Raw genomic sequence first — 23,848 nt, forward strand, 5'->3', positions numbered from 1 at the left:
CCTTTTACCTACGTGGTGAGCTGTTCCACCAGGTCGGCGGCGGTCTCCACGCCGTCGAGCAGCTTCCCGACGTGCGCCTTCGTACCGCGCCGCGGCTCCAGCGTCGGGATCCGGACCAGCGAATCGCCGCCCAGGTCGAAGATCACCGAATCCCAGCTCGCGGCGGCGATATCGGCGCCGAAGCGGCGCAGGCACTCGCCGCGGAAGTAGGCGCGGGTGTCGGTCGGCGGCTCGGTCATCGCGGCCAGTACCTGCTGCTCGGTGACCAGGCGCTTCATCGAGCCGCGGGCGACGAGCCGGTTGTAGAGCCCCTTGTCCAGCCGCACGTCGGAGTACTGCAGGTCCATCAGGTGCAGCTTGGGCGCGGCCCAGCCGAGCCCCTCACGGCTGCGCATGCCCTCCAGCAGCCGCAGCTTGGCCGGCCAGTCCAGCAGGTTGGCGCATTCCATCGGGTCGCGCTCCAGCAGATCGAGCACCATGGCCCAGTTCTCCAGGATGTCGCGCACCCGCGGGTCGTCGTCGCCGGTGTGCTCGACGAAGGCCGAGACCCGGTCCAGGTAGATCCGCTGCAGCGCGAGGCCGGTGAGCTCGCGGCCGTCCTGCAGCGCGACGGTGGCGCGCAGCGTCGGGTCGTGGCTGATGGTGTGCACGGCGGTCACCGGGCGGGCCAGCTGCAGGTCGGAGAGGTCGGCGCCGCTCTCGATCAGGTCGAGGACCAGCGCGGTGGTACCCACCTTCAGATAGGTCGACATCTCGGCCAGGTTGGCGTCACCGATGATGACGTGCAGCCGGCGGTACTTGTCGGCGTCGGCGTGCGGCTCGTCGCGGGTGTTGATGATGCCGCGCTTGAGCGTGGTCTCCAGCCCGACCTCGACCTCGATGTAGTCGGCGCGCTGCGACAGCTGGAAGCCGGCGTGGTCGCCGGACTGGCCGATGCCGACCCGCCCCGAGCCGGAGATCACCTGGCGGGAGACGAAGAACGGGGTGAGCCCGACGATGATCTGGTTGAACGGGGTGGCCCGGTTCATCAGGTAGTTCTCGTGGGTGCCGTAGGAGGCCCCCTTGCCGTCCACGTTGTTCTTGTACAGCTGCAGCCGCGGCGCGCCGGGGACGCTGGAGGCATGCCTGGCGGCGGCCTCCATGACCCGCTCCCCCGCCTTGTCCCAGATCACCGCGTCCAGCGGGTCGGTGACCTCGGGGGCGGAGAACTCCGGGTGCGCGTGGTCGACGTAGAGCCGGGCGCCGTTGGTCAGGATCATATTGGCCGCGCCGACCTCGTCGGCGTCGATGACCGGCGCCGGGCCGCTCATCCGGCTCAGGTCGAAGCCGCGCGCGTCCCGCAGCGGCGACTCCACCTCGTAGTCCCAGCGCGTGCGCTTGGCGCGGGGCACACCCTCGGCCGCCGCGTAGGCCAGCACGGCCTGGGTGGAGGTGAGGATCGGGTTGGCCGACGGCTCGGTGGGGGTCGAAATGCCGTACTCGACCTCGATTCCGATGATGCGCTGCATCCTTCGAGCGTAGGCGAGGAAACGCCGATCTCCTCCCGAGGGTCGTCCTTCCGGCGGTCGCGGTGGCACCGCAGCCCGCGGGATCGTCGAACCATGACGGAGACGGTGTACCCGCGCCGCGGCGCGGCCGTGGACCCGGCGCGCCGCCTGGTGGCGCTGGACGTGCTGCGCGGTATCGCGATCCTGGGGACGCTCGGCACCAATATCTGGATCTTCACCGATCCGGACGGGCTGCTCGGCTACCTGCACGGGATCGGCGCCGCGGGCTGGGTGGAGCGGGTGCTGCAGCAGCTCGCGCAGGGCAAGTTCCTCGGGCTGCTGACCGTCATGTTCGGCATCGGGCTCGCCATTCAGCAGGGTTCGGCCCGGCGCTGGCCGGGCCGGTACCCGGTGCGGGCCGGGCTGCTCCTCCTGGACGGGCTGGTGAACTTCGTCTTCCTGGCCGAGTTCGACGTGCTCATGGGGTACGCGGTGACCGGGCTGGTCGTGGCGTATCTGCTCGCCACCGGCGAGCGGGCGCGGCGGCGGTGGCTGGCGGGGGCCGCGGCGGTGCACCTCGCGCTGCTCACGCTGATCGCCGTCGCGCTCGCCACCGCGGGGCCGGCGGCGCCCGGCCCGGTTCCGCCGAACCCCTACGCCGATGGTTCGTTCCTCGAGCTGGCGGCGTTCCGGGTGCAGAACGCGCTCGCCTACCGCACCGAGACGCTGTTCATCTTTCCGCTCTCGATCGCGCTGTTCCTGCTCGGTGCGCGGCTCCACCGGGCGGGGGTGTTCGAGCCGGAGGGTGCCCGGCTGCGCCGCCGGTTGCTGCTGCTCGGATTCGGGATCGCAGCGCCGATCGACCTGGTCGCCGGGGTCTGGATCGGCGGGGACGCGGTGCTCTGCACCCGCTACGGGACCGCGCCGCTGGTGGCGCTGGGAATCCTGGCGCTCGGCGCCGAGCTGTACCTGCGCCGCCCGGCGCCCGGCTTCGCGGGCAGGCGGCTGGCCGAGGTCGGGCGCACCGCGCTGAGCTGCTACCTGCTGCAGAACCTGCTGGCCTCGGCGCTCTGCTACGGCTGGGGGCTCGGGCTGGCGGCCCGGGTCGAGCCGGGGGCGCGGGTGCCGTTCACCGTCGGCCTCTACCTGGCGGTGGTGCTGGCGGTGCTCGCGGGCGCGCACCTCTGGCTGCGGTTTTTCGCGCGCGGGCCGGTGGAGTGGCTGTGGCACAGCGGGTACCGCGCGCTCACCGGTGCGCGCTGAGCGGCCGTACACTGTGCGCATGCGCTCCGACCACCGTGTGCTGCCCGCGTTGCTCGCGGCGCTCGCCACCGTGGCCGTGCTCGTCCTGCCCATCGGGCTGAGCTCCCCGGCCCCGCAGGTCGCGGCGCTGCTGGCCGCGGTGCTGGTGGTGGCGCTGCTGGTCACCCGCGGTGACCGCGCGCCGCTCCTGCCGATCCCGCGCACCGGTCCCCCGCCCGCCGCGCAGCAGCGCAGGCGCGGCGATTTCCTGCGCCAGAGCAACCCCGGCACCCCCGGCCGCCCGCGGCCACGGGCACCGGGAGCGGCGCGCGCCTGAGGTTCGGCGCCCCGCTCTCGGCGGCGCTCGCCGGTGCCGCGGCGCCGCTGACGATCGCACTGGTCGCCGTGCCGCTGGCGCTGATCGCGGCGATCGCGGCGCACGGCACCGCGCGGATGACGCTGCGCCGCGGCGCGGGTCAGCCCACGCTGCCGATGCTGCGCCCGCTCACCCTGTGGGTGCTGCCCGGCACCGCGTTGGCCGGTGCGGCGCTGCTGCCGGTCGTCGTGCTGGTCTACCTGACGACCAATGCGCTCTGCACGGTGGCGCTGCAGTTCCTCGCGTACCGCGGGCTACCCTCGATCGGTGGGTGAGGGAGCGGGAGCCGAGCGGATCGCGGTGTACGACGCACAGGGCCGGGTCACCGGCGCCGCCGACCGGGCCACCGTCTACCGGGAGGGGCTCTGGCACGCCAGCGCGGGCGTGCTGGTGCGCTCCGGCGACGGCAGGCGGGTCTACGTGCACCGCAGGACCGACAGCAAGCTGGTCTTCGCCGGTCTGCACGACTGCCTGGCCGGGGGCGTGGTCGGGCCGGGCGAGACCCCGGCCCGCACCGCCGAGCGGGAGCTGGCCGAGGAGCTCGGCATCGTGCTCGCTGGCGGCGTCGGGGCGCAGCCCGCGGCCCGGGTCTCCTGGGACGGGCGGTGGCGGGGCGCGCCGATGCGCTGCCACCTCTTCGCCTACGCGGTGCGCTGGGACGGCCCGATCCGGCACCAGCCGGAGGAGGTCGCCGACGGCTGGTGGTGGACCGATGCCGAGCTCCGCGCGCACCTGGCCGATCCGGCCTGGCCGTTCGTCCCAGACACCCGGCTGCTCGTCGACGACCTGCTCAGGACGCCGAGCTGACCGACCCGGCCCAGGCCGCGAAGGCGCCCGGGTTGCGGGTCTGCAGCAGCACCCGGCCGGGGCCGACGAAGTCGAAGACGAACCCCTCGCCGGACTTCAGCGACTGGATGGAGCGACCGGAGACCGCGCGCCGGATGGTGAAGTTCATCGCCAGGTCGTAGGCGACGACGTGCCCGGTGTCGATGGTCACCGGCTCGCCCGGCTGCAGGTCGATGATGTCGATGGCGCCGAAGACGCCGACCACCACCTCGCCGTCGCCGTGCGCGCGCAGCCCGAAGCCGCCCTCGCCGCCGAAGAGGTTGGCGAAGCCGCCCCACTTGCTCTCCACCTGCACCGCGTGCGAGTTCGCGATCCAGCCGCCGCGGGAGATGAAGTACGGCCGCTCCGGGGTGATCTGCAGGTTCAGCACGTCACCCGGGAGCGCGGGCGCCACGTCCACCCAGCCGCCCTGCTGCGGGGCGGTGAAGGTGGAGATGAAGAACGACTCGCCCGCCAGCACCGATCGCTTGAGCCCGGCCATGATGCCGCCCTCCGCCTTGGCCTGCAGCGCGACCCCCGCCGAGTGCGCGACCATGGCGCCGCTCTCCACCCGCATGGGCTCGCCGCCGGCCAGGAAGCACCGCGCGACGGCGGAGGCGGGGCTGTGGCGCAGTTGTACCTTCATGGTCGGCGACCCTACCGCCCGGCGGCGGAGCCGAGGCGGGCCAGCGCCTCCGGCGTCCTGGCGACGACCGCGCCGCCGTCCGCGGTGAGCACGATCGGGCGCTCGATCAGCACCGGGTGCTCGGCCAGCGCCGTGATCCAGCGCTCCCGCGCCTCGTCGGTGCGCGGCCAGTCCTTCAGCCCGAGCTCCTTCGCCACCGCCTCGCCGGTGCGGGTGATCTCCCACGGCTCCCGGCCCAACCGCGCCAGCACCGCGCGCAGCTCCGCCGCGGTGGGCGGGTCGTCCAGGTAGCGGCGCACGCGGTACTCGGCGCCGATGCCGTCCAGGTGTGTGGTGGCGGCGCGGCTCTTGGAGCAGCGCGGGTTGTGCCAGATCTCGGGTGTGGCGGCCATGTCCGCGAGCGTACCGCTGTCGGGTGCGGCCCGATCGCCGCGCTGCGCGCCCGCCGCTGCGGGCGGCTCAGCGCTCCGCGCCGCACGGCGAACTCGGCGAAGCGCGGCGCCACGCCGGGGCGGGGTGGCAAGATGCGGGCCGCATCGATCGACCCGCGACACCCCGAAAGTGAGCCCGCCCGGTGAGCTGCGTTCCGCCGCCCGTTTCCCCCGCGACCTCCCCCCGGCCCGCGCCGGGCCGACCCCGATTCCGCGCCGCCCTGCTGGCCGCGCCGCTGCTGGCCGCGCTGCTCGGCGCGGGCCCCGCGCAGGCCGCGCCCGCCCCCGCGGTGTGCGCAGCGCCCGGCCCCGCGACCCCGACCGGCCAGCAGTGGCAGGCCGAGCCGCCGCTCACCATCGAGGCGGCCACCTACACGGCGACGCTGAACACCACCTGCGGCCCGCTCACCCTGGAGCTGGACGGCGCCGCCGCGCCGCGCACGGTGAACTCGTTCGCCTTCCTGGCCGGGCAGAGGTACTTCGACCACACCGCCTGCCACCGGATCACCACCGACGGCATCTTCGTGCTGCAGTGCGGCGACCCGACCGCCTCCGGCACCGGTGGGCCCGGCTACCGGTTCCCGGACGAGAACCTGGCCGGCGCCGTCTACCCGGCCGGCACCGTGGCCATGGCGAATGCCGGGCCCGGCACCAACGGCAGCCAGTTCTTCCTGGTCTACCGCGACTCCCAGCTGCCGCCGAACTACACCCCGTTCGGCCGGGTCACCGCCGGGCTGGAGTTGCTGAACGGCATCGCCGCGGCGGGCGTGCTCGGCGGTGGTGGCGACGGCGCCCCGGCTGTTCCGGTCGTGCTCGACAACGTCGTGGTCGCCAAGGGCTGAGCGTCGGGCAGCGTTCCCGGCCTCCCGGCCCGCGGGCCGTCCGGGCCTCCCTGTCCTGACGACGAGGGCCGCGATCCGTTGGATCGCGGCCCTCGTCGTCGTACGACTCGGTTCGCAGGACCTACAGGTACTGCCCGGTATTCGACTCGGTGTCGATGGCCCGGCTGGCACTGGCGTTCTTGCCGGTGACGAGCGTGCGGATGTAGACGATCCGCTCCCCCTTCTTGCCGGAGATCCGCGCCCAGTCGTCCGGATTCGTGGTGTTGGGCAGGTCCTCGTTCTCGGAGAACTCGTCCACGATCGAATCGTAGAGGTGCTGGATGCGCAGGCCGGGGTTGCCGGTGTCGAGCACCGACTTGATGGCGTACTTCTTGGCCCGGTCCACGATGTTCTGGATCATGGCGCCGGAGTTGAAGTCCTTGAAGTACAGGACCTCCTTGTCACCGTTGGCGTAGGTGACCTCCAGGAAGCGGTTGTCCTCGCTCTCCGCGTACATCCGGTCCACGACCCGCTCGATGGTGGTGCGGATGCAGAGCGACTTGTCCCCGCCGAACTCGGCGACGTCGTCGGCGTGCAGCGGCAGCGTGTCGGTCAGGTACTTGGAGAAGATGTCCTGCGCGGACTCCGCGTCCGGCCGCTCGATCTTGATCTTCACGTCCAGCCGGCCGGGCCGCAGGATCGCGGGGTCGATCATGTCCTCGCGGTTGGAGGCGCCGATCACGATGACGTTCTCCAGCCCCTCCACGCCGTCGATCTCGCTGAGCAGCTGCGGGACGACGGTGGTCTCCACGTCCGAGGAGACGCCGGAGCCGCGGGTGCGGAAGATCGAGTCCATCTCGTCGAAGAACACGATCACCGGGGTGCCCTCGGAGGCCTTCTCGCGCGCCCGCTGGAAGATGATCCGGATGTGCCGCTCGGTCTCACCGACGAACTTGTTCAGCAGCTCCGGGCCCTTGATGTTGAGGAAGAAGGACTTGGCCTCCTTGGCGTCCTCACCGCGGGCCTCGGCGATCTTCTTGGCCAGCGAGTTCGCCACCGCCTTGGCGATCAGTGTCTTGCCGCAGCCGGGCGGGCCGTAGAGCAGCACGCCCTTGGGCGGGCGCAGCGCGTACTCGCGGAACAGGTCCTTGTGCAGGAAGGGCAGCTCGACCGCGTCCCGGATCTGCTCGATCTGCCTGCCGAGGCCGCCGATGTCGGTGTAGTCGACATCCGGCACCTCCTCCAGCACCAGATCCTCGACCTCGGCCTTGGGGATGCGCTCGAAGGCGAACCCGGCCTTGGTGTCGACCAGCAGCGAGTCGCCGGGGCGCAGCCTGCGGATCGGGGAGTCCGGGTCGTCCAGGTCGTCGGCCTCGGAGAGCTTGCTCAGCGGGCCGGAGAGCCACACCACCCGCTCCTCGTCGGCGTGCCCGACGACCAGCGCGCGGCGGCCGTCGTCCAGCACCTCGCGGAGCGTGCCGATCTCGCCGATGGCGTCGAAATTGCCCGCCTCGACCACGGTGAGCGCCTCGTTGAGCCGGACCGTCTGGCCGTACTCGAGTGTATCGGTGTCGATATTCGGCGAGCAGGTCAGCCGCATCTTCCGGCCGGAGGTGAAGACGTCGACCGTCTGGTCCTCGTAGGCGCCGATCAGGATGCCGTAGCCGCTGGGCGGCTGGCCGAGCCGGTCGACCTCCTCGCGGAGCGCGATCAGCTGCTGACGGGCCTCCTTGAGGGTGTCCATCAGCTTCGTATTGCGAATGGTGAGCGAATCGATGCGGGCCTCGAGTTCCCGCCCGCGATCAGGCGAGTCGGCGAGTTGCCTGCGGAGTGCAGCCGCCTCGGCGCGAACCGCCTCGAGCTCTCTCCAGGCCGCCGAATCCGAATTCTCGATGGGGCTCATGTGCTGCTCCTCCCAGTCCCGGTCTATCAACGCTACCGGGCGCGAACCGTTCTCGCTGTCCGACATGGTTTCGTCGTGATCACATCTCTGCTGTGACCGGCCGCCGAGTCACCATGTTAGCCTGCCCTAACAACCCCGGCGGGTCCTCTCGCCGATAAGCCGAAAGGTTGCCGAGATGCTCCTTCCTTCCCGTGCACTGCGTGTGTCCGTGGCTACCGTCGCGGCGGCCGCCGCCGTTACGCTCGGCCTCGCCGGCTGCGGTTCGGACGACTCGTCCGACTCCGCCGCCGCGAGCACCAGTGCCGTCGCGAGCAGCGCCGCCGCCACGTCCTCCAAGGCGGCCGCGTCCAGCTCGCAGGCGGGGGCGGACAGTGCCGCCCAGCCGACCCCGGCGCAGCTGCAGGCCACCCTGGACACACTGGCCGATCCGGCCACGCCGACCGCCCAGAAAACCGCGGTGGTGGTGGACGGCGAGAAGCGCGCCGCCGCCATCGAGCAGCTGACGCAGGCGCTCGCCGGGTACGGCAAGCTCACCTTCACCGTGTCCGACGTCACCGTCGCGGGCACGACCGCGACCGCGCCGACCGTGATCACCTCGCCCAACGGCGCCGCCCCCGCCATCCCGCTCACCTGGGAGAACGTCGGCGGCAGCTGGAAGCTGTCGGATGCGACCGCGTGCACGTTGCTCGGCTTCGCGCAGATCCCCTGCGCCTGATCGCCGCGCGGGTGCCGGGTACGAGCTCCGAGCACGTACCCGGCACCACCCGCACCGCGTTTCCACGCTGCCATTGTTCCCCGGCGGGCGGATTCCGACACCGGAATTTCACGGATGCGATTCAGCCCTTCGACGGGCGGCGCTGCGGTTTGGGCGCCACCGTGCCCTCGGCGAGCCTGCGCGCGCTGACCAGGAACGCCGTGTGCCCCTGCATCCGGTGCTCCGGCCGCACCGCGAGCCCGACCACGTGCCAGGGCCGCACCAGCGACTCCCAGGACCGCGGCTCGGTCCAGCACTGCTGCTCGCGCAGCGCCTCCACCACCTTGGAGAGCTGGGTGACGGTCGCCACATAGACGATGAGCACCCCGCCGGGCACCAGCGCGCCGGAGACCGCGGGCAGCGCGTCCCACGGCGCCAGCATGTCCAGCACCACCCGGTCCACCGGCGGGCCGTCGTAGGCCGCCACGTCGGCGATGGTCAGCGACCAGTTCGCCGGGCGTTCGCCGAAGAAGCGCTCGACATTGCGCACCGCGTGCTCGGCGTGGTCGTCGCGGATCTCGTAGGAGATCACCTCGCCCTCCGGCCCGACCGCGCGCAGCAGCGAGCAGGTCAGCGCGCCGGAGCCGGCCCCCGCCTCCAGCACCCGCGCGCCGGGGAAGACGTCGCCCTCGTGCACGATCTGCGCCGCGTCCTTGGGGTAGATGACGGCGGCGCCGCGCGGCATGGAGAGCACGTAGTCGACGAGCAGCGGGCGCAGGGCCAGGTAGGGCGTGCCGTTGGTGGAGTTCACCACGCTGCCCTCGGGCGCGTCGATCAGGTCGTCGTGCTTGATCGCGCCGCGGTGGGTGTGGAACTCCTTCCCCGGTTCCAGGATCACCGTGTGCAGCCTGCCCTTGGCGTCGGTCAGCTGCACCCGGTCCCCGATGGTGAATGGCCCGGTCCGTCTGGCCGTCATGGATCTCCGTTCGCTGGTCGTTGTCCGGCCCCCGCCGCGCGGTCTGCGGCCGCCGGGGTGTCGGTACCGCCGGATAGCCTGCCAGGTATGTCGCTGCCGGTGTCCACGCCCCCTGCCGGTCCGCCGCCGGAGCAACCCGGGGCGGGCCCGGCCGCGCCCGCCGGGCTCGCGCTCTCCCCGTCGCGCGCCGCGGATTTCAAGCAGTGCCCGCTCAAGTACCGCTTCCGCGCGGTGGATCGGCTGCCGGAGGCGCCGTCCCGGCAGGCGGTACGCGGCACGGTGGTGCACGCGGTGCTGGAGCGGCTCTTCGAACTGCCTGCCGCCGAACGCGTTCCGGAGACGGCCGAGGCGCTGCTGCCCGCGGCCTGGGAGCGGGTGCGCACCGAGCGGCCGGAGGCGGGCGAGCTGATCCCGGAGGCGGAGTTCCCGGCCTTCGCCGCCGAGGTGGCCGCGCTGCTGGCGAGCTACTACCGGCTGGAGGATCCGACGGCGTTCGACCCGGAATCCTGCGAGCTGCGGCTGGAGGCGGAGTCGGCGGACGGGGTGCCGCTGCGCGGCTTCGTCGACCGGATCGATGCCGGGCCCGGCGGCGCGCTGCGGGTGGTGGACTACAAGACCGGTAGGGCGCCGGGCGTCACCCAGGAGACCAGGGCGCTCTTCCAGCTGAAGTTCTACGCGCTCATGATGTTCCGCACCCGCGGCGTCGTCCCGGCCGAGCTGCGCTTGATCTATCTGGCCGACGAGCAGGTGCTCTCCTACACCCCCGACGCGGCCGAGCTGGAGCGCTTCGAACGCACCCTGGCGGCGCTCTGGCGCGCGGTGGCCGAGGCGGTGCGCACCGGCGATTTCCGGCCGAGCACCGGATGGCTCTGCGCCTACTGCGATTTCAAGCCGCTCTGCCCCGCGTACGGCGGCACCCCGCCGCCGTACCCGGGGCCTCCGGCGGCGTCAGACCTGGAAATCGCGGAACAGCAGGATTGACAAGCCGAGTCCGGCAGCGAGATTCACGATGACCGCGGAGCCGAAGACGAGGATGGGGCGGCGGCCGGCCTCGCGGAGCCCGCGCAGCGAGAACTCCAGGCCGATGGAGACGAAGGCCAGGATCAGGAAGTCGGTGCGCAGGTCGTTGACGAGCGTGATGTGCTCCTTGCCGGTCGCGGCCGAGACCTGCTGCAGGTAGAGCGTGCCGATCACCGACGCCGCGAGGAAGCCGAGCACGAACTTCGGGAAGCGCGCCCAGAACTCGCCGAGCTTCGGCCGGGCCGCGCCCGCGGTGCGCTCGACGCGCAGCGTGAAGTACGCGGTGAGCGCGATGGCGACCAGCCCGATCAGCGCGTTCTGCGTGGTCTTCACGATGGTCGCGATCTGCAGCGCCTCCTCGCCCGCCAGCGCGCCGGAGGCGGCGACCGCGGCGGTGGTGTCGATATTGCCGCCGATCCAGGCGCCCGCCACCGCGTCGGGCAGCCCGAACACATCGGCCAGCCAGGGCAGCAGGAAGATCGAGGGCAGCGCGAAGAGGATCACCAGCGAGGCGGCGTAGGCGATCTGCTCGCGCCTGGCCTGCACCGCGCCCGCCGCCGCGATGGCGGCGCTCACCCCGCAGATGGAGACCGCGGAGGCGAGCAGCGCGCGCAGCTTGTCGTCGATGCCGAGCCGCCCGGCGAACCACCAGGTGAAGCCGAAGACGATGGTGATCAGCAGCAGCGCCTGCAGGATCGCCGGGCCCGCCGCGGTGACCAGGAGCTTCAGGTTGATGGAGGCCCCGAGCAGCACCACGCCGGTCTTGATGAAGAACTCGGTGCGGAACCCGGCGGCGAGCCGGTCGCGCAGCCCGAGGCTGCTCAGCACCACATTGCCGATGAGCCCGAGCGCGATGGCGTACACCGGGAACTCGACCGCCTTGGCGACCCGGGAGAACGTGCCATCGGCCGCCCACTTCGGCACGTTGATCTCCAGGTACCGGGTGAGCGCACCGAGTACCAGCACCACGGCGAGGCCGAGCAGCACGTCCGTAGCCCGCACGGGCTGCTCGGCACCGGCGATGGCCTCGGTCTCGGTCGCCGCCTCCTGCTTCTCCAGGTCGCTCATCAGGGCACCAGCCATCCGGGGACGACGCCTGCCAGGATCAGGACCAGCAGGACCAGCCCCACGATGGTGGCGAGCCAGTCCTCGTTCAGCGGAAAACGGCGCTCGGGCCGCGGTATTGGTGACGACACGGCGGCACCGTAGCAACGCCGCGCCCGCCCGCACACGGATTGCCGTTTCGGAGAACGCAATCCTTGACGAGCCCGCTCAGAAGGCTCGGCAGGACCTGATGTCGGTGGCGAGGATGGCCTTCGCGCCCAGCTCGGCGAGCCGGTCCATGAGCTCGTTGCCCTGCTTGCGCGGCACCAGCGCGCGCACCGCCACCCAGTCCGGGTCGGCCAGCGGGGAGACCGTCGGCGACTCCAGGCCGGGGGTGATGAGCACCGCCTCGTCCAGCAGCTTCTTCGGGCAGTCGTAGTCCAGCATGAGGTACTGCTGGGCGAAGACCACGCCCTGGATCCGGGCGACCAGCTGGTTGCGGGCCCGGTCCTCGGTGCCGGAGTCGGCCTGCTCGACCAGCACGCCCTCGGAGTCGCAGAGCGAATCGCCGAAGGCCACCAGGTTGTGCTGGCGCAGCGTGCGGCCGGAGCCGACCACGTCGGCGATGGCGTCGGCGACGCCGAGCTGGATGGAGATCTCCACCGCGCCGTCCAGCCGGATGACCTCGGCGGTCAGCCCGCGCGCGGCCAGGTCGGCCCGGACCAGGTTGGGGTAGGAGGTGGCGATCCGCTTGCCCGCCAGTTGCTCGACCGACCACTGCGGGCCCTCCGGCGCTGCGTAGCGGAAGCTGGAGCGGCCGAAGCCGAGCGCCAGCCGCTCCTTCACCGGCGCGCCGGAATCCAGGGCCAGGTCGCGGCCGGTGATGCCGAGGTCGAGCTCGCCGGAGCCGACGTAGATGGCGATGTCCTTGGGGCGGAGGAAGAAGAACTCGACCTGGTTGGCCGGGTCGAGCACGGTCAGGTCGCGGGAATCGGTCCGGGTGCGGTATCCGGCCTCGGCGAGGATCGAGGAGGCGGATTCGGACAGCGAGCCCTTGTTGGGTACGGCGACGCGCAGCACGGTGGGGTCCTTTCGGGGTGGGGTGAGTGCTCTCGACGGTCGACGGGGTGCCGGCGGGGTGCCGTCACAGATGTCGGTAGACGTCGTCCAGCGTCAGCCCGCGGCCCACCATCAGCACCTGTACCCAGTACAGGAGCTGGGAGATCTCCTCGGCGAGGGCGTCGTCGCTCTCGTGCTCGGCGGCGATCCAGACCTCGCCGGCCTCCTCGAGCACCTTCTTGCCCTGGGTGTGCACCCCCGCGTCCAGCGCGGCCACGGTTCCGGACCCCTCGGGGCGGGTGGCGGCGCGGTCCTGCAGCTCGGCGAACAGGGCCTCGAAGTTCTTCACGCGGGTCATTCTTTCAGACCCGGCCGCTCCGGTGCCGCGACGGGTACGCCCGCCGCGGCACCGGCCGGGCTCAGCCGGCGTCGGTCGCCAGCAGTTCGCGCAGGTCCGCGACGGCGGTGCGGAGGTGCTCCGCGAAGGCGTGCATCTCCCCGGCCACCGGCTGCGGGGTGGCGAGGTAGAGCTTCCAGCGATCCGGCAGCAGCACGTAGGCGACGCCGATGCAGGTCGGGCTGGTGGAGCCGAACCCGAACTGGCGGATGTACACCGACGGCGCCGAGCTGGTGCTCAGGTAGTCGTCGCGCAGGATTCGCCAGCCCGGGCTGCTGTACAGCGGCAGCGGCTCGGTGACGCCGAGCTCGGCGCCCCGGCGGCGCTGGATCCACTCCAGCTCCCAGAGGTGCTGCTCGGGCGCGGCGCCGGCCTGGCACTGCTTGGCCCGCTCCACGTGCGCCGCCGCGGCGGCCCGCGCGGCAGCCAGCTTGGCCTCGGTGGAGGCGCCCGCGTCCTCGAAGGCGTCCACGAAGGCGATGATCTCCGGGGTGATCACCCGCATGGCCTCGGTGCGGCCGTTGCGCCACTGCCGCGTCGCGATGGACTCGTAGGTGGCGCCGGTGAAGCCCTTGCTGCGCCGGTGCGCGATCTGGTAGCTGAGCTGCGCGAAGGCATCCGGGCTGATCTTCAGCTTCTTGGCGGCCTCGGTGCCGAAGTCGTCGAACGAGACCACCTGGGTGGCGTTCGCCGCGGCGTAGGCGGCGAAATCGGCGGCGGCCGCCGCGATATCGGCGCGCTGCGCGGCGCTCAGGGTGAACTCGATCGGCTCCACCGGCGGCAGCCCCTGGCCGCGCGCGCCGGAGCGCTCCGCGTGCCCGGCCAAAGGGGTGCCGAGCAGGGTGTCGACGAAGGACAGGATGGTGGTGCCGTCCAGCCCGCAGTGCTCGACATTGATCCCGGCCTGCCCGTCGGCGAAGACCACGAAGGTCACCGCCTTGTCGAAGTACCGGTTGCCGCTGTCGCCGTGCAGCAGCTGGTCGCTGGCCTGCTGCTCGTCGCGCGGGGCGAAGTCCTCCAGCGCGACCACGAAGAGCGCGGACTCGATGGTCTCGATCGAAGCGGCGTTGCCCGGGTCGGCCAGCAGCTCGGCCCGGCTGGCCGCCCACTCCGCGCGGGCCTTGGTGGTCAGGTGCCCGACGGCGGTGTCGGTGGCCGCGGCCTTCGCACCCGCCTTGAGCACCGCGCGCAGCCCGTCGGCGAGGTCCTCGGCCGAATACGGCGCCCCGTCCGGGCCGACCACGTCCAGCCGGAAGGCATTGCCGCGGTGGAAGACCAGGATGTGCCGCGCGGTGGAGGGGCCGGGGTGCTCGTCGGAGTACGGCACCCGCACCGAGTCCTGCTCCGCGCCCGGGATGCGGGTCTCGGAGAACAGGTACTTGTTCTGCCACATGGAGAGCTGGTTACCGCGCTGGGTGACCGGCGGGATCTCCTCGGCGTCCAGCGCGAGCTTGTAGTCCACCGCGGCCAGCGTGATGGCGGCCGCGCGCTCGGCCTGGTCGGCCGAGGTGGAGGCGGCGAGCGGGGTGTCGTCGCGGAACAGGAAGAAGAAGTTCGCGTTCAGCGCGATGCGGTCGCGGCGGCCCAGGTAGCGGGAGGGCCAGAAGAGGTCCAGCCAGCTGCCGACGCCGGGGGTGGCGTCGTACTCGGCGAGCGCGGCGTGCAGGGTGCGGCCCGGCCCGTCCGGGCGGAGCAGGTCGGCCACGGCGGCCTCGGTGGCGGCGCGCTCGTCGTCGGTGAGGAGCGGGGCGCTCCACTCCAGGAACCGGGCGGCGCTGTCCTCCAGGGTGGGCAGCGGCACCCTTGGCAGCTGATCCTCGGCGGCGAAGGTGCGTGTCACGAGTGGTCCTCGGGGTCGGCGGAGTGTTCCGGTAGCGGTCGGGAGAGATGAAGGGTCGCATACAGCGACCCGTCGGCCTCGTACCCGGTGGTGTCGATGCCCTTGTCCGCCAACGTCTTCAACACCTGCGCCTGCTCGTCGGCGGAGGCGAAGCGCCGCTGTGCGTGGAGTCCGGGCACCTGCTCGGTGCGGTACCCGAGCGCCGCGAGCTCCGCGGCGACGGGACCGTAATCGAACATGCGCAGCACGAAGTGTGCCATCCACGGCCTGCGGCGCGGATGCGCGGTGGCCACCCGCACCAGCGTCTTCTCGGTGACATAGCCGATGCACCCGGTGGAGATCACCAGGTCGGCGCGGGCCAGCACCTCGCGCTGGTCCTCGTCCGGATCAGCCGCCTCCAGGTCGGCGTGCACCACCTCGTCCAGCAGCCCGGCCTCGGCCGCGTACTCCAGGGCGGGCCGCGACGCGTCGATCCCGAGGAAGCGGGCGTCCACGCCCGGCACCTCGGCCCTCCCCTTGTCGAGCGCGAGCGCGGAATCCCGGTCGGTGGTGCCGGCGTAGCTCTCGGCGAGCTCGGCGACGCTGGTGCCGAAGCGCAGCAGTGCCGCGTTCACCCCGTAGGAGCAGCCGATGTCGAGCACCGTCGGCACCGCGACCCGGGCCGAGGCCCGGTACTCGCGGAGCTGCTGCTGGAAGAAGGGTGCCGCCGAATCGGGAATCGAGTAGCCCAGCTCCGACATCCGCCGGTAGTACTCACGGGGATCGGGGCGGTCGTAGATGTGGTCGAAGGAGGCTTTCCCGGTCGTGTGCAAGGGTACCGGCACTGTGCGTTCCTCTCGGTCGAGCCAGGATCAATCGAGTAATCGGTCACCGCGGACGGCGGAGGCCGCCGCGGCGACGTGGTCCGGCAGCACCCGGCCGAAAAGCTGCCGGGTCCGTTCAACGGTGCCGATCACACCGGGCCGGTCGGTGTAGGCGAAGATCGCCGAATGCCGTTGCACCGCGCCGGAAACCGGGGAGACGCGGTGCAGGGAGAAGCGCCCCTGGAAGAGCTGCAGATCGCCGGGGCGCAGCTCGAGCCGCTGTACCGGGTAGTCGCCGGTGCCGGTGAGCACGGCGCGCACGTCGTCCAGGTTCTCCGCCTCGGCGCTGCGGATATTCGGGCAGAACTCGAAGACCCCGCCCGCCTCGGCGGGCTGGGTGAGCATGCTGACGGTGAACTCGTTGGTGTCGAAGTGCCAGGGGTGCGACATGCCGGGCGCCACCACGTTCAGGCAGAGCCCGGCCAGCGGGTCGGCGAACTCGTGCAGCCCGGGCAGCCCGAAGCAGTCGGCGACGAAGCGCTGGAAGACCTCGCTCACGTACAGCCGGTGGATGAGCGCGTCGGCGGGGATCAGATCCCGCGGCACGAAGGCATTGCCGCGCTCCAGCACGATGGCGCCCGGATGATCCTGCGGCAGTTCGGAATCGAGCGGGATGTTGTAGGCATTGACCCGCTCGACCTTGTAGTAGGCGTCCGGTGCGATGGCCTCGCCCTGCGCCCGCAGCGTCTCGACCAACTCCGGCCGGACGAACTCGCGCAGCACGTGGCAGCCGGTGGCGGCCAGCTCGGCCCTGGCGGCGCCGACCGCGGCGCGCCACCCCTCCCCCTCCGGATCGGCCAGCGGATACCGTGCGGTATCGACGATTTCGTCGAGGACCCCCATCACCGTCATGGCGATATTGTGACGGGGCGCGCCGGGAACACGCCCGGGATTCGCCGAGATCGCCGGTGACTACTGTCACACCCCCGACGTGCGGATATTCCTGTTGCCGCGCAGTAACTCTCGCTACCGGCGGGCGGCGGGCTCACGTTCCGCCGCGGTGAGCACCGCGGCCAGATCGGCCATCGAGAGCCCCGTCAGCGATTCCCGGAAGATCAGCCCGGGCGCGGCGGGAACGGCAATCTCGCAGGGCACGACCAGGACCGCGCAGCCCGCGGCGGCGGCCGCGGCGGAACCGGTCGGCGAGTCCTCGACGGCGACGCAGGCGCGCGGGTCGGCGCCGAGCAGCTCGGCGGCGCGCAGGTAGACATCCGGCTCCGGTTTGCCGTGCGGCACCTCGTCGCCGCAGACGGTGACCGCGAAATTCTCCCGGCCGAGCGTATTCAAGGCGAGTTCGGTCAGTGACCGCTTGGTGTTGGTGACCAGCGCTGCGGGCACCCCGGCGGCGTGGATCACCGCCAGCGCCTCCCGCGCGCCGGGACGCCACGGGATCGGGCCGGTCATGAGCTCGGTGACGCGGCGCTCCAGGAACTCCCCCGCCGCCGTGAGCGCCGCCCGGGTCGGCTCGATGCCGAGGCCGGTGAACATGATGCGCAGCGCGTTCGGGCCGGAGGCGCCGATGAGCGCGTGCCGCAGCTCGTCGGTCATCTCGTGGCCGTGCTCCCTGGCCAGCTCCCGCACCGCGACGTCCCACAGCTTCTCGGAGTCGAGCAGGGTGCCGTCCATGTCCCAGAGCACGCCCGCCGGTCGGGTCATCGTGGTCCGCCTCTCCCCGGCCGTCCGGCCGCCGCGGCCAAGCCTATCGGGCCGGGTCAGAGCCCGGAGCCCGAGATCACGAAGCGGCCACCCTCGCTGCTCACCCGGAACCAGCGGTTCTCCGAGCTGGTGCCGCCGCCGGCGAGGGTGTAGGTCAGGTTCGCCACCACGGTGTCCGGGCCGGAGGGGGTCACGGCGCCGACCCGCACCCCGCGGATCGTCGACCAGAACTGCGAGTACGCGCCGAAGCCGCCGGTCTGCGCCTGGTACCCCGGGGAGAGCTGGGCCCAGGCGCCGTTGATATCGCCCGGCAGCATGCCGTAGTAGCCCTGCACGAACTGGGCCTGCTGCTCCGGGGTCGGCGGGCCGTTCTGCGGGGCGGGGGCGTTCGAGGTGGGCGGCTGGGTCGTCGTCGGGGCTTCCGTGGTGGGGGCGGGGGCCGAGGTGCTCGGGGGCGGCGGGGGCGCGGCCTGCTGCTCGTCGCCGGTGCCGTTGGCGATCAGGGCGATGAGGACGCCCGCGAGGACGATCACCGCGACCGCGATGGCGCCGAGTGCGGTGAGCTGGAGCCGCTTGCCCGCGGCGGGGTCGCGGCGGGGCGGGGTGTATTCGAGGGGGGTGGGGGCCGGGCGGGCAGCTGCCGCGAAGGCGGCGTAGTCCGGGGTGTACGGGAGGGCCGTGGTGGGGTCGGGGGTCGGGGTGTCCGAGGGGGTGGGGCCCGAGGGCGTGGGGCTCGAGGGCCTGGAGCCCGAGTGTGCGGGACCTGCAGGAGCGGGGCCGCTCGAGGCGGCGGCGCTCGAGGCGGCGGCGCCGAGACTCGTAGCGGAGTCGCTCGGCGCGGCGGTGCCGGGGCTCGGAGCGGAGTCGCTCGACGTGGCGGTGCCGAGATTCGGGGCGGAGTCGCTCGACGTGGCGGTGCCGAGACCCGGAGCGGCGTCGCTCGACGCGGTGGTGCCGAGGTTCGCCGTGGTGGCGGGAGCCGGGGTCGCACCCGGGCCGCCGGAGCCCGCCGCGGGCGCGCCCGAAGCCGCAGAGCCGGCGTCGGCCGTACCCGCATCGGCGGAGGTGCTGCCCGCTGCGGGGCCGCCTGCCGCCGCCGAGCCCGCGATGGCGGCGCTGTCGTCCGCACCGCTTCCCGACGCCTCGGAGCCCGAAGCGGCAGCATCGGCTGCCTTGCCGCCGGTGCTTCCGGCGTCACCGAGCTTCGAGGCGGAGGCGGCGCCGACCGCCGCACCGGCGATCGCACCGTCCCGCTTGCTCAGCTCGACGGCCTCCCCGGAGCCCTTCGCCTGCGCGCCCGCGACCTCTTTCGAACCCGAGGCACCGCTCGCCGAAGACGAGCCGCCACCGGCGGCGGGCACCGAGTTCGCGCCGCCTCCGCGCTGCCCACCGTCCGGTGCCGGACCACTCAGCGGCCCCTGCGGCACCTGGGCGGGGCCGGATCCCGGAGCCCCCGGCTCGAAGCCCGGCGCACTACCCGGAGTCCCCGGCCCGTACCCCGGCGTCCCCGGCGAATGCCCCGAACCTCCCGGCCCGAAGCCCGGCGTCCCCGGCCCGTACCCCGGCGTCACCGGCCCGTACGCCCCCGGCGCCCCGGACCCCGGCCCATACGCGGGCCGGAAGGCATTGACCCGCGGCCCCGGCGGAACACTCCGCGGGTCGTTCGGCGGCGGCCCGCCGAACCGGTTCGGATCGGGCAGGACGGTGGTCCCGCCCGGCCCGGCGAGCACCGCGGTCCGCGGATATCCCCCGGGCGGCAGCACCGAGGCGGGCCGCCCGACGGCAACCCCTTCGAGCACCTCGGCGGCCTGCCGCATGGTGGGCCGCGCCTCGGGCGTCGGCGCCAGCAACTGCATGAGCACCGGCCCGAGCGCCCCCGCGTGCTGCGGCGGCTGCACCTGCCCGCGCGCGACCGCGTGCAGCACGGCCAGCGGATTGTCGCCCTCGCCGAACGGCGGACTCCCGGTCACCGCCGCGTACAGCGTCGAGCCGAGCGCGAACACGTCGGAGGCGGGCTCCCCGTCCTCCCCGCGCGCCACCTCGGGCGCCAGGTACGCGGGCGTCCCCGCGAGAAAACCGGTCGCGGTGACGGTCACGTCACCGACGGCCCGCGAGATCCCGAAGTCCGTGATCTTGACCGTGCCGTCGTCGGCGACGAGCAGATTCCCCGGCTTCACATCCCGGTGCAGAATCCCCGCCTTGTGCGCGGCGGCGAGCGCGGCGGCCGCCTGCGCCCCGATCCGCGCCACCTCCATGGGCGGCAGCGTCCGACCCCCGGAGATCCGCGCGGCGAGGCTCGGCGCGTCCATGAACTCCATGACGAGCCACGGCCGCCCGTCCTCCTCGGCGACGTCGAAGACGGTGATGGCGTTCGGGTGGTGCAGCCGGGCCGCGATCCGCCCTTCGCGCATGGCCCTGGCCCGCGCCTCCACGGCCTGTGAGGGCGTCAACCCGGGGTCCAGCCGCAGCTGCTTGACCGCGACGGTCCGCTGCAACCGGACGTCGGTCGCCTTCCACACGACGCCCATGGCGCCGGTGCCGATCGGATCGGAGAGCCGATACCGTCCCGCGATCAATCGGTCCGACGTCATCTGATCGTGCTCCTTTCCGCCGAGCAGCACCGCAACTCGGCGCACGAGCCCCGGAGCCCGGCGAAAATCCTACGCCCCGAGCCGCTTCGACTCCGGGCGGGCCGCACGCCACCGGGTGCGGCATACGACGAGCGCTCCGGTGCGCGAGGTCCGACAGTTGGCATACCCGAAACGGGCCGTTCCATCGGCGGACTCGAGCACGGTACGCCACGGCGGCGCGCGCTCCGCGTCGAGCGCGCGCCGGCCCTGTTCCCGGTGCCGCGGCGAATCCCTTCCCCGGCATCCGGTTTCGGGCACGGCACGCCCGCGCCATGATCCGGCACGAACCCCGCCGGTGTGCGCGATTTCGCCGTGAAACCGCTCACACCCGCGTTTCAGGCGTTGAAGTACTTGGCCTCCGGGTGCAGCAGCACGAACGCGTCGGTGGACTGCTCCGGGTGCAGCTGCAGCTCCTCGGAGAGCCGGACCCCGATGCGCTCGGCCTCCAGCAGGTCGACCAGCTTGGCCCGGTCCTCCAGCTCCGGGCAGGCGCCGTAGCCGAAGGAGTAGCGCGCGCCGCGGTACCCGAGCTTGAAGAACTCCTGCACGTCGTCCGGGTCGGACTCGGCGACCGTGTGGCCCTCCAGCACCAGCTCCTCGCGGACCCGGCGGTGCCAGTACTCGGCCAGCGCCTCGGTGAGCTGCACGCCGATGCCGTGCACCTCGAGGTAATCGCGGTAGTTGTCGCCGGCGAAGAGCTGGTTGGCGAAGTCGGCGATCGGCTGCCCCATGGTCACCAGCTGGAAGGGCAGCACGTCCACCTGCCCGGTGCGCTCCGCGTGCTCGCGCGAGCGGATGAAGTCGGCGATGCAGAGGAAGCGGTCGCGCTGCTGGCGCGGGAAGGTGAAGCGGTAGCGCTCGGGGGCGTCCGGGCGCGGCTCGGTGAGCACGACCACGTCGTCGCCCTCGGAGACCGCGGGGAAGTACCCGTACACCACCGCGGCGTGCTGCAGCACGTTCTCGGTGCTGAGCCGCTCCAGCCAGGCGCGCAGCCGCGGCCTGCCCTCCGACTCCACCAGCTCCTCGTAGCTGGGCCCGTCGCCGCCGCGCTGCCCGCGCAGCCCCCACTGCCCGAGGAAGAGCGCGCGCTCGTCCAGCAGCCCGGCGTACTCGTGCAGCGCCAGCCCCCTGACCACCCTGGTCCCCCAGAAGGGCGGCACCGGCACCGGCAGCTCGGCGGCGACGTCGGAGCGCGCGGGCACCTCGACCGGGGTCTCCTTGGCCTTGCGCTCCTCGGCGATCCGCTTGGAGCGCTCGTGCCGCGCCTTGCGCTCGGCCGCCTTCTCCCGCTCGGCGATCGCCTCCGGGCTGTCCGGGTCGGGGCCGCCGCCGCGCTTGCGGGTCATGATGGTGTCCATCAGCCGGAGCCCCTCGAAGGCGTCCCTGGCGTAGTGCACATCGCCCAGGTAGACCTCGGTGAGGTCGTTCTCCACGTAGGAGCGGGTGAGCGCGGCGCCGCCGAGCAGTACCGGGAACTGGTCGGCCACGCCCCTGGTGTTCAGCTCCTCCAGGTTCTCCTTCATGATCACGGTCGACTTCACCAGCAACCCGGACATCCCGATGACGTCGGCCTTCTTGTCGACGGCGGCGTCGAGGATGGTGGCGATCGGCTGCTTGATGCCGAGGTTGACCACCTCGTAGCCATTGTTCGAGAGGATGATGTCGACCAGGTTCTTGCCGATGTCGTGCACATCGCCCTTGACCGTGGCGAGCACGATCCGGCCCTTGCCGCTGTCGTCGGTGGCCTCCATGTGCGGCTCCAGGTAGGCGACCGCGGTCTTCATCACCTCGGCCGACTGCAGCACGAAGGGCAGCTGCATCTGCCCGGACCCGAAGAGCTCGCCGACGGTCTTCATCCCGGCCAGCAGCGTCTCGTTGACGATCTGCAGCGGCGGCACCTCGCGCATGGCCTCGTCCAGATCCGGCTCCAGGCCGTTCCGGTCGCCGTCCACGATGCGCCGCTCCAGCCGTTCGAAGAGCGGCAGCGCCGCCATCTCCTCGGCCCGCGAGGCCCGCGACGACGCGGTGGAGACGCCCTCGAACAGCTCCATCAGCTTCTGCAGCGGGTCGTACCCCGCGCGCCGCCGGTCGTAGACCAGGTCGAGCGCGGCCTCGCGCTGATCCTCCTGGATGCGCGCGATGGGCAGGATCTTGGAGGCGTGCACGATCGCCGAGTCCAGCCCGGCCTGCACGCACTCGTGCATGAAGACCGAGTTCAGCACCTGACGCGCGGCCGGGTTCAGGCCGAAGGAGATGTTCGACAGCCCGAGCGTGGTCTGCACCTCGGGGTGGCGGCGCTTGAGTTCGCGGATGGCCTCGATGGTCTCCAGGCCGTCCCGGCGCGACTCCTCCTGGCCGGTACCGAGGGTGAAGGTCAGGGTGTCGACGATGATGTCGGACTCGTGCAGCCCCCAGTTGGTGGTGATGTCGGTGATCAGCCGCTCGGCGATCTCCACCTTCTTGGCGGCGGTGCGGGCCTGCCCCTCCTCGTCGATGGTCAGCGCGACCACGGCGGCGCCGTGCTCGGCGACCAGCGCCATGGTCTGCTGGAACCGCGACTCCGGCCCGGCGCCGTCCTCGTAGTTCACCGAGTTCACGGCGCAGCGCCCGCCGAGGTGCTCCAGCCCCGCGCGCAGCACCGGCGTCTCGGTGGAGTCGAGCATGATCGGGAGCGTGGAGGCGGTGGCGAGCCGGCTCGCCAGCTCGCTCATGTCGGCGGTGCCGTCCCGGCCGACGTAGTCGACGCAGAGATCGAGCATGTGCGCGCCGTCGCGGGTCTGGTCCTTGGCGATCTCCAGGCAGCGCTGCCAGTCGCCGGCCAGCATGGCGTCGCGGAAGGCCTTGGAGCCGTTGGCGTTGGTGCGCTCGCCGATCATCAGGACGCTGGCGTCCTGCTCGAACGGGACCGCGGTGTACATGCTGGAGACGCTCGGCTCCGGCTCCGGGTGCCTGCGCTCCGGGATCGGCGGCAGCGCCCGCTCCACCTCGTGCACCGCCGCGCTGACCTGCCGGATGTGCTCCGGCGTCGTCCCGCAGCAGCCGCCGACCAGCGCCAGCCCGAACTCGCTGACGAAATCGCGCAGCGCGATCGCCAGCTCCTCCGGGGAGAGCGGGTACTCGGCGCCGTTCGCGCCGAGCACCGGGAGCCCGGCGTTCGGCATGACCGAGACCGGCAGCCGCGCGTGCCGGGAGAGGTGGCGCAGGTGCTCGCTCATCTCGGCCGGGCCGGTGGCGCAGTTCAGGCCGATCATGTCCACCCCGAGCGGCTCGATCGCCGTCAGCGCGGCGCCGATCTCGCTGCCGACCAGCATGGTGCCGGTGGTCTCGACGGTGACGTGGGTGATGATCGGGATCCGCCTGCCCGCGCTCGCCATGGCGTGCCTGCTGCCCACCACCGCGGCCTTGACCTGGAGCAGGTCCTGGCAGGTTTCGATGAGGATGGCGTCGGCGCCGCCGTCCAGCATGCCGAGCGCGGCCTCGGTGTAGGCGTCGCGCAGCGCGGCGTAGGGGGCGTGACCCAGGGTGGGGAGCTTGGTGCCCGGCCCCATCGAGCCGAGCACGTAGCGCGGCGTGCCGTCGGCGCCGGGCCCCATCTCGTCGGCGACCTCGCGGGCCAGCCTGGTGCCGCGCTCGGAGAGGTCGCGGATGCGGTCGGCGATGTCGTAGTCGGCGAGGTTGGGCAGGTTGCAGCCGAAGGTGTTGGTCTCGACCGCGTCGGCGCCCGCCTCGAAGTACGCCCGATGGATATGGCGCAACACGTCCGGCCTGGTCTCGTTGAGGATCTCGTTACAGCCCTCCAGACCGCGGAAGTCGTCGAGCGTGAGATCGGCGGCCTGCAGCATGGTGCCCATGGCGCCGTCGCCGATCACGACGCGGCGCGCGAGGGTATCCAGCAGGGTGGTGTCGAACCGGGGCGCAACCATGAGACCAGGGTAGTG

The 23,848-nt window shown here is 72.4% G+C and carries 22 protein-coding genes; 7 read left to right on the forward strand and 15 right to left on the reverse strand.

Annotated features, from left to right (window positions below):
• Positions 1-8 precede the first annotated feature (8 nt).
• Positions 9-1,508, reverse strand: coding sequence for a depupylase/deamidase Dop (dop, locus tag AB0H71_RS21230; protein WP_357023469.1), 1,500 nt, complete (start codon positions 1,506-1,508; stop codon positions 9-11).
• A 93-nt stretch (positions 1,509-1,601) separates the two neighbouring features.
• Between dop and AB0H71_RS21235 the strand changes: the two genes are divergently transcribed.
• The 4 genes from AB0H71_RS21235 (at position 1,602) to AB0H71_RS21250 (ending at position 3,912) form a co-directional block, all read left to right on the forward strand.
• Positions 1,602-2,750 carry a DUF418 domain-containing protein gene (locus tag AB0H71_RS21235; protein WP_357023472.1) on the forward strand — a complete coding sequence of 383 codons (1,149 nt, stop codon included), beginning with the start codon at positions 1,602-1,604 and terminating at the stop codon, positions 2,748-2,750.
• Positions 2,751-2,769: 19 nt separating this feature from the next.
• Positions 2,770-3,066 carry a DUF6412 domain-containing protein gene (locus AB0H71_RS21240; protein WP_357023473.1) on the forward strand — a complete coding sequence of 99 codons (297 nt, stop codon included), beginning with the start codon at positions 2,770-2,772 and terminating at the stop codon, positions 3,064-3,066.
• A gap of 68 nt (positions 3,067-3,134) precedes the next feature.
• Positions 3,135-3,380 (forward strand): hypothetical protein, encoded by a 246-nt coding sequence (locus AB0H71_RS21245; protein ID WP_357023476.1) that lies wholly within the window; start codon positions 3,135-3,137, stop codon positions 3,378-3,380.
• The gene (locus tag AB0H71_RS21250) at positions 3,373-3,912 is read left to right on the forward strand and encodes an NUDIX domain-containing protein (protein WP_357023479.1); all 540 of its coding nucleotides are present in this window, start codon (positions 3,373-3,375) and stop codon (positions 3,910-3,912) included. Before AB0H71_RS21245 ends, AB0H71_RS21250 begins: the two co-directional genes overlap by 8 nt.
• On the opposite strand, the gene AB0H71_RS21255 is transcribed toward AB0H71_RS21250, so the two are convergent.
• Positions 3,896-4,576 carry a TIGR00266 family protein gene (locus AB0H71_RS21255; protein WP_357023482.1) on the reverse strand — a complete coding sequence of 227 codons (681 nt, stop codon included), beginning with the start codon at positions 4,574-4,576 and terminating at the stop codon, positions 3,896-3,898. The two genes, AB0H71_RS21250 and AB0H71_RS21255, sit on opposite strands and share 17 nt — an antisense overlap.
• Positions 4,577-4,587: 11 nt before the next feature.
• Positions 4,588-4,968: an arsenate reductase family protein gene (locus AB0H71_RS21260; RefSeq protein WP_357023486.1), complete on the reverse strand. Its 381-nt coding sequence runs from the start codon at positions 4,966-4,968 to the stop codon at positions 4,588-4,590.
• Positions 4,969-5,150: 182 nt separating this feature from the next.
• On the opposite strand from AB0H71_RS21260, the gene AB0H71_RS21265 reads away from it, so the two are divergent.
• Positions 5,151-5,849, forward strand: a complete 699-nt coding sequence (locus AB0H71_RS21265; protein WP_357023488.1) for a peptidylprolyl isomerase — start codon at positions 5,151-5,153, stop codon at positions 5,847-5,849.
• 121 nt (positions 5,850-5,970) lie between these two features.
• Here AB0H71_RS21265 and arc read toward each other — a convergent pair whose 3' ends face one another.
• Entirely contained in the window at positions 5,971-7,731 is a 1,761-nt protein-coding gene (gene arc / locus AB0H71_RS21270) for a proteasome ATPase (protein ID WP_357023491.1), read from the reverse strand.
• 208 nt (positions 7,732-7,939) lie between these two features.
• Between arc and AB0H71_RS21275 the strand changes: the two genes are divergently transcribed.
• Entirely contained in the window at positions 7,940-8,446 is a 507-nt protein-coding gene (locus tag AB0H71_RS21275) for a hypothetical protein (protein ID WP_357023494.1), read from the forward strand.
• A gap of 121 nt (positions 8,447-8,567) precedes the next feature.
• Here the strand turns inward: AB0H71_RS21275 and AB0H71_RS21280 are convergent, their stop codons facing one another.
• Positions 8,568-9,401 (reverse strand): tRNA (adenine-N1)-methyltransferase, encoded by an 834-nt coding sequence (locus tag AB0H71_RS21280; protein WP_357023497.1) that lies wholly within the window; start codon positions 9,399-9,401, stop codon positions 8,568-8,570.
• An 87-nt stretch (positions 9,402-9,488) separates the two neighbouring features.
• Between AB0H71_RS21280 and AB0H71_RS21285 the strand changes: the two genes are divergently transcribed.
• The gene (locus tag AB0H71_RS21285; RefSeq protein WP_357023500.1) at positions 9,489-10,382 is read left to right on the forward strand and encodes a PD-(D/E)XK nuclease family protein; all 894 of its coding nucleotides are present in this window, start codon (positions 9,489-9,491) and stop codon (positions 10,380-10,382) included.
• Here the strand turns inward: AB0H71_RS21285 and AB0H71_RS21290 are convergent.
• The 10 genes from AB0H71_RS21290 to metH form a co-directional block, all read right to left on the reverse strand.
• Entirely contained in the window at positions 10,350-11,489 is a 1,140-nt protein-coding gene (locus AB0H71_RS21290; RefSeq protein ID WP_357023503.1) for a putative sulfate exporter family transporter, read from the reverse strand. The two genes, AB0H71_RS21285 and AB0H71_RS21290, sit on opposite strands and share 33 nt — an antisense overlap.
• On the reverse strand, positions 11,489-11,617 hold the full coding sequence (locus tag AB0H71_RS21295; protein ID WP_357023506.1) for a hypothetical protein: 129 nt from the start codon (positions 11,615-11,617) through the stop codon (positions 11,489-11,491). The genes AB0H71_RS21290 and AB0H71_RS21295 overlap by 1 nt, the downstream gene beginning before the upstream one ends.
• A 76-nt stretch (positions 11,618-11,693) precedes the next feature.
• Positions 11,694-12,545, reverse strand: coding sequence for an ATP phosphoribosyltransferase (gene hisG, locus AB0H71_RS21300; protein ID WP_357023508.1), 852 nt, complete (start codon positions 12,543-12,545; stop codon positions 11,694-11,696).
• 64 nt (positions 12,546-12,609) lie between these two features.
• Positions 12,610-12,873, reverse strand: a complete 264-nt coding sequence (locus AB0H71_RS21305) for a phosphoribosyl-ATP diphosphatase (protein ID WP_067659283.1) — start codon at positions 12,871-12,873, stop codon at positions 12,610-12,612.
• A 70-nt stretch (positions 12,874-12,943) separates the two neighbouring features.
• On the reverse strand, positions 12,944-14,761 hold the full coding sequence (locus AB0H71_RS21310) for a choline/carnitine O-acyltransferase (protein WP_357023511.1): 1,818 nt from the start codon (positions 14,759-14,761) through the stop codon (positions 12,944-12,946).
• Positions 14,758-15,585 (reverse strand): class I SAM-dependent methyltransferase, encoded by an 828-nt coding sequence (locus AB0H71_RS21315; RefSeq protein WP_357023513.1) that lies wholly within the window; start codon positions 15,583-15,585, stop codon positions 14,758-14,760. The genes AB0H71_RS21310 and AB0H71_RS21315 overlap by 4 nt, the downstream gene beginning before the upstream one ends.
• A 27-nt stretch (positions 15,586-15,612) precedes the next feature.
• Positions 15,613-16,476, reverse strand: coding sequence for an arpA protein (locus AB0H71_RS21320; protein ID WP_357023516.1), 864 nt, complete (start codon positions 16,474-16,476; stop codon positions 15,613-15,615).
• Between the two features lie 114 nt (positions 16,477-16,590).
• Complete coding sequence (locus tag AB0H71_RS21325) at positions 16,591-17,280, reverse strand: HAD family phosphatase (RefSeq protein WP_357023519.1); 690 nt, start codon at positions 17,278-17,280, stop codon at positions 16,591-16,593.
• A gap of 56 nt (positions 17,281-17,336) precedes the next feature.
• Positions 17,337-19,871 (reverse strand): protein kinase, encoded by a 2,535-nt coding sequence (locus AB0H71_RS21330; RefSeq protein WP_357023522.1) that lies wholly within the window; start codon positions 19,869-19,871, stop codon positions 17,337-17,339.
• A 374-nt stretch (positions 19,872-20,245) separates the two neighbouring features.
• A complete protein-coding gene (metH, locus tag AB0H71_RS21335; protein WP_357023525.1) occupies positions 20,246-23,833 on the reverse strand; it encodes a methionine synthase in 3,588 nt (1,195 codons plus the stop codon).
• Positions 23,834-23,848 lie beyond the last annotated feature (15 nt).

Origin of the sequence: Nocardia sp. NPDC050697 (assembly GCF_040654395.1) — a bacterium.
GTDB lineage: Bacteria > Actinomycetota > Actinomycetes > Mycobacteriales > Mycobacteriaceae > Nocardia.

Bases quoted from the DNA above. Each gene is read 5' to 3' on its own strand.
- AB0H71_RS21240 (WP_357023473.1), top strand. From the start codon at position 2,770: ATGCGCTCCGACCACCGTGTGCTGCCCGCGTTGCTCGCGGCGCTCGCC.
- AB0H71_RS21325 (WP_357023519.1), bottom strand. From the start codon at position 17,280: ATGACCCGACCGGCGGGCGTGCTCTGGGACATGGACGGCACCCTGCTC.
- AB0H71_RS21235 (WP_357023472.1), top strand. From the start codon at position 1,602: ATGACGGAGACGGTGTACCCGCGCCGCGGCGCGGCCGTGGACCCGGCG.
- dop (WP_357023469.1), bottom strand. From the start codon at position 1,508: ATGCAGCGCATCATCGGAATCGAGGTCGAGTACGGCATTTCGACCCCC.
- AB0H71_RS21255 (WP_357023482.1), bottom strand. From the start codon at position 4,576: ATGAAGGTACAACTGCGCCACAGCCCCGCCTCCGCCGTCGCGCGGTGC.
- AB0H71_RS21280 (WP_357023497.1), bottom strand. From the start codon at position 9,401: ATGACGGCCAGACGGACCGGGCCATTCACCATCGGGGACCGGGTGCAG.
- AB0H71_RS21260 (WP_357023486.1), bottom strand. From the start codon at position 4,968: ATGGCCGCCACACCCGAGATCTGGCACAACCCGCGCTGCTCCAAGAGC.
- AB0H71_RS21320 (WP_357023516.1), bottom strand. From the start codon at position 16,476: ATGACGGTGATGGGGGTCCTCGACGAAATCGTCGATACCGCACGGTAT.
- AB0H71_RS21285 (WP_357023500.1), top strand. From the start codon at position 9,489: ATGTCGCTGCCGGTGTCCACGCCCCCTGCCGGTCCGCCGCCGGAGCAA.
- arc (WP_357023491.1), bottom strand. From the start codon at position 7,731: ATGAGCCCCATCGAGAATTCGGATTCGGCGGCCTGGAGAGAGCTCGAG.
- AB0H71_RS21330 (WP_357023522.1), bottom strand. From the start codon at position 19,871: ATGACGTCGGACCGATTGATCGCGGGACGGTATCGGCTCTCCGATCCG.
- AB0H71_RS21290 (WP_357023503.1), bottom strand. From the start codon at position 11,489: ATGAGCGACCTGGAGAAGCAGGAGGCGGCGACCGAGACCGAGGCCATC.
- metH (WP_357023525.1), bottom strand. From the start codon at position 23,833: ATGGTTGCGCCCCGGTTCGACACCACCCTGCTGGATACCCTCGCGCGC.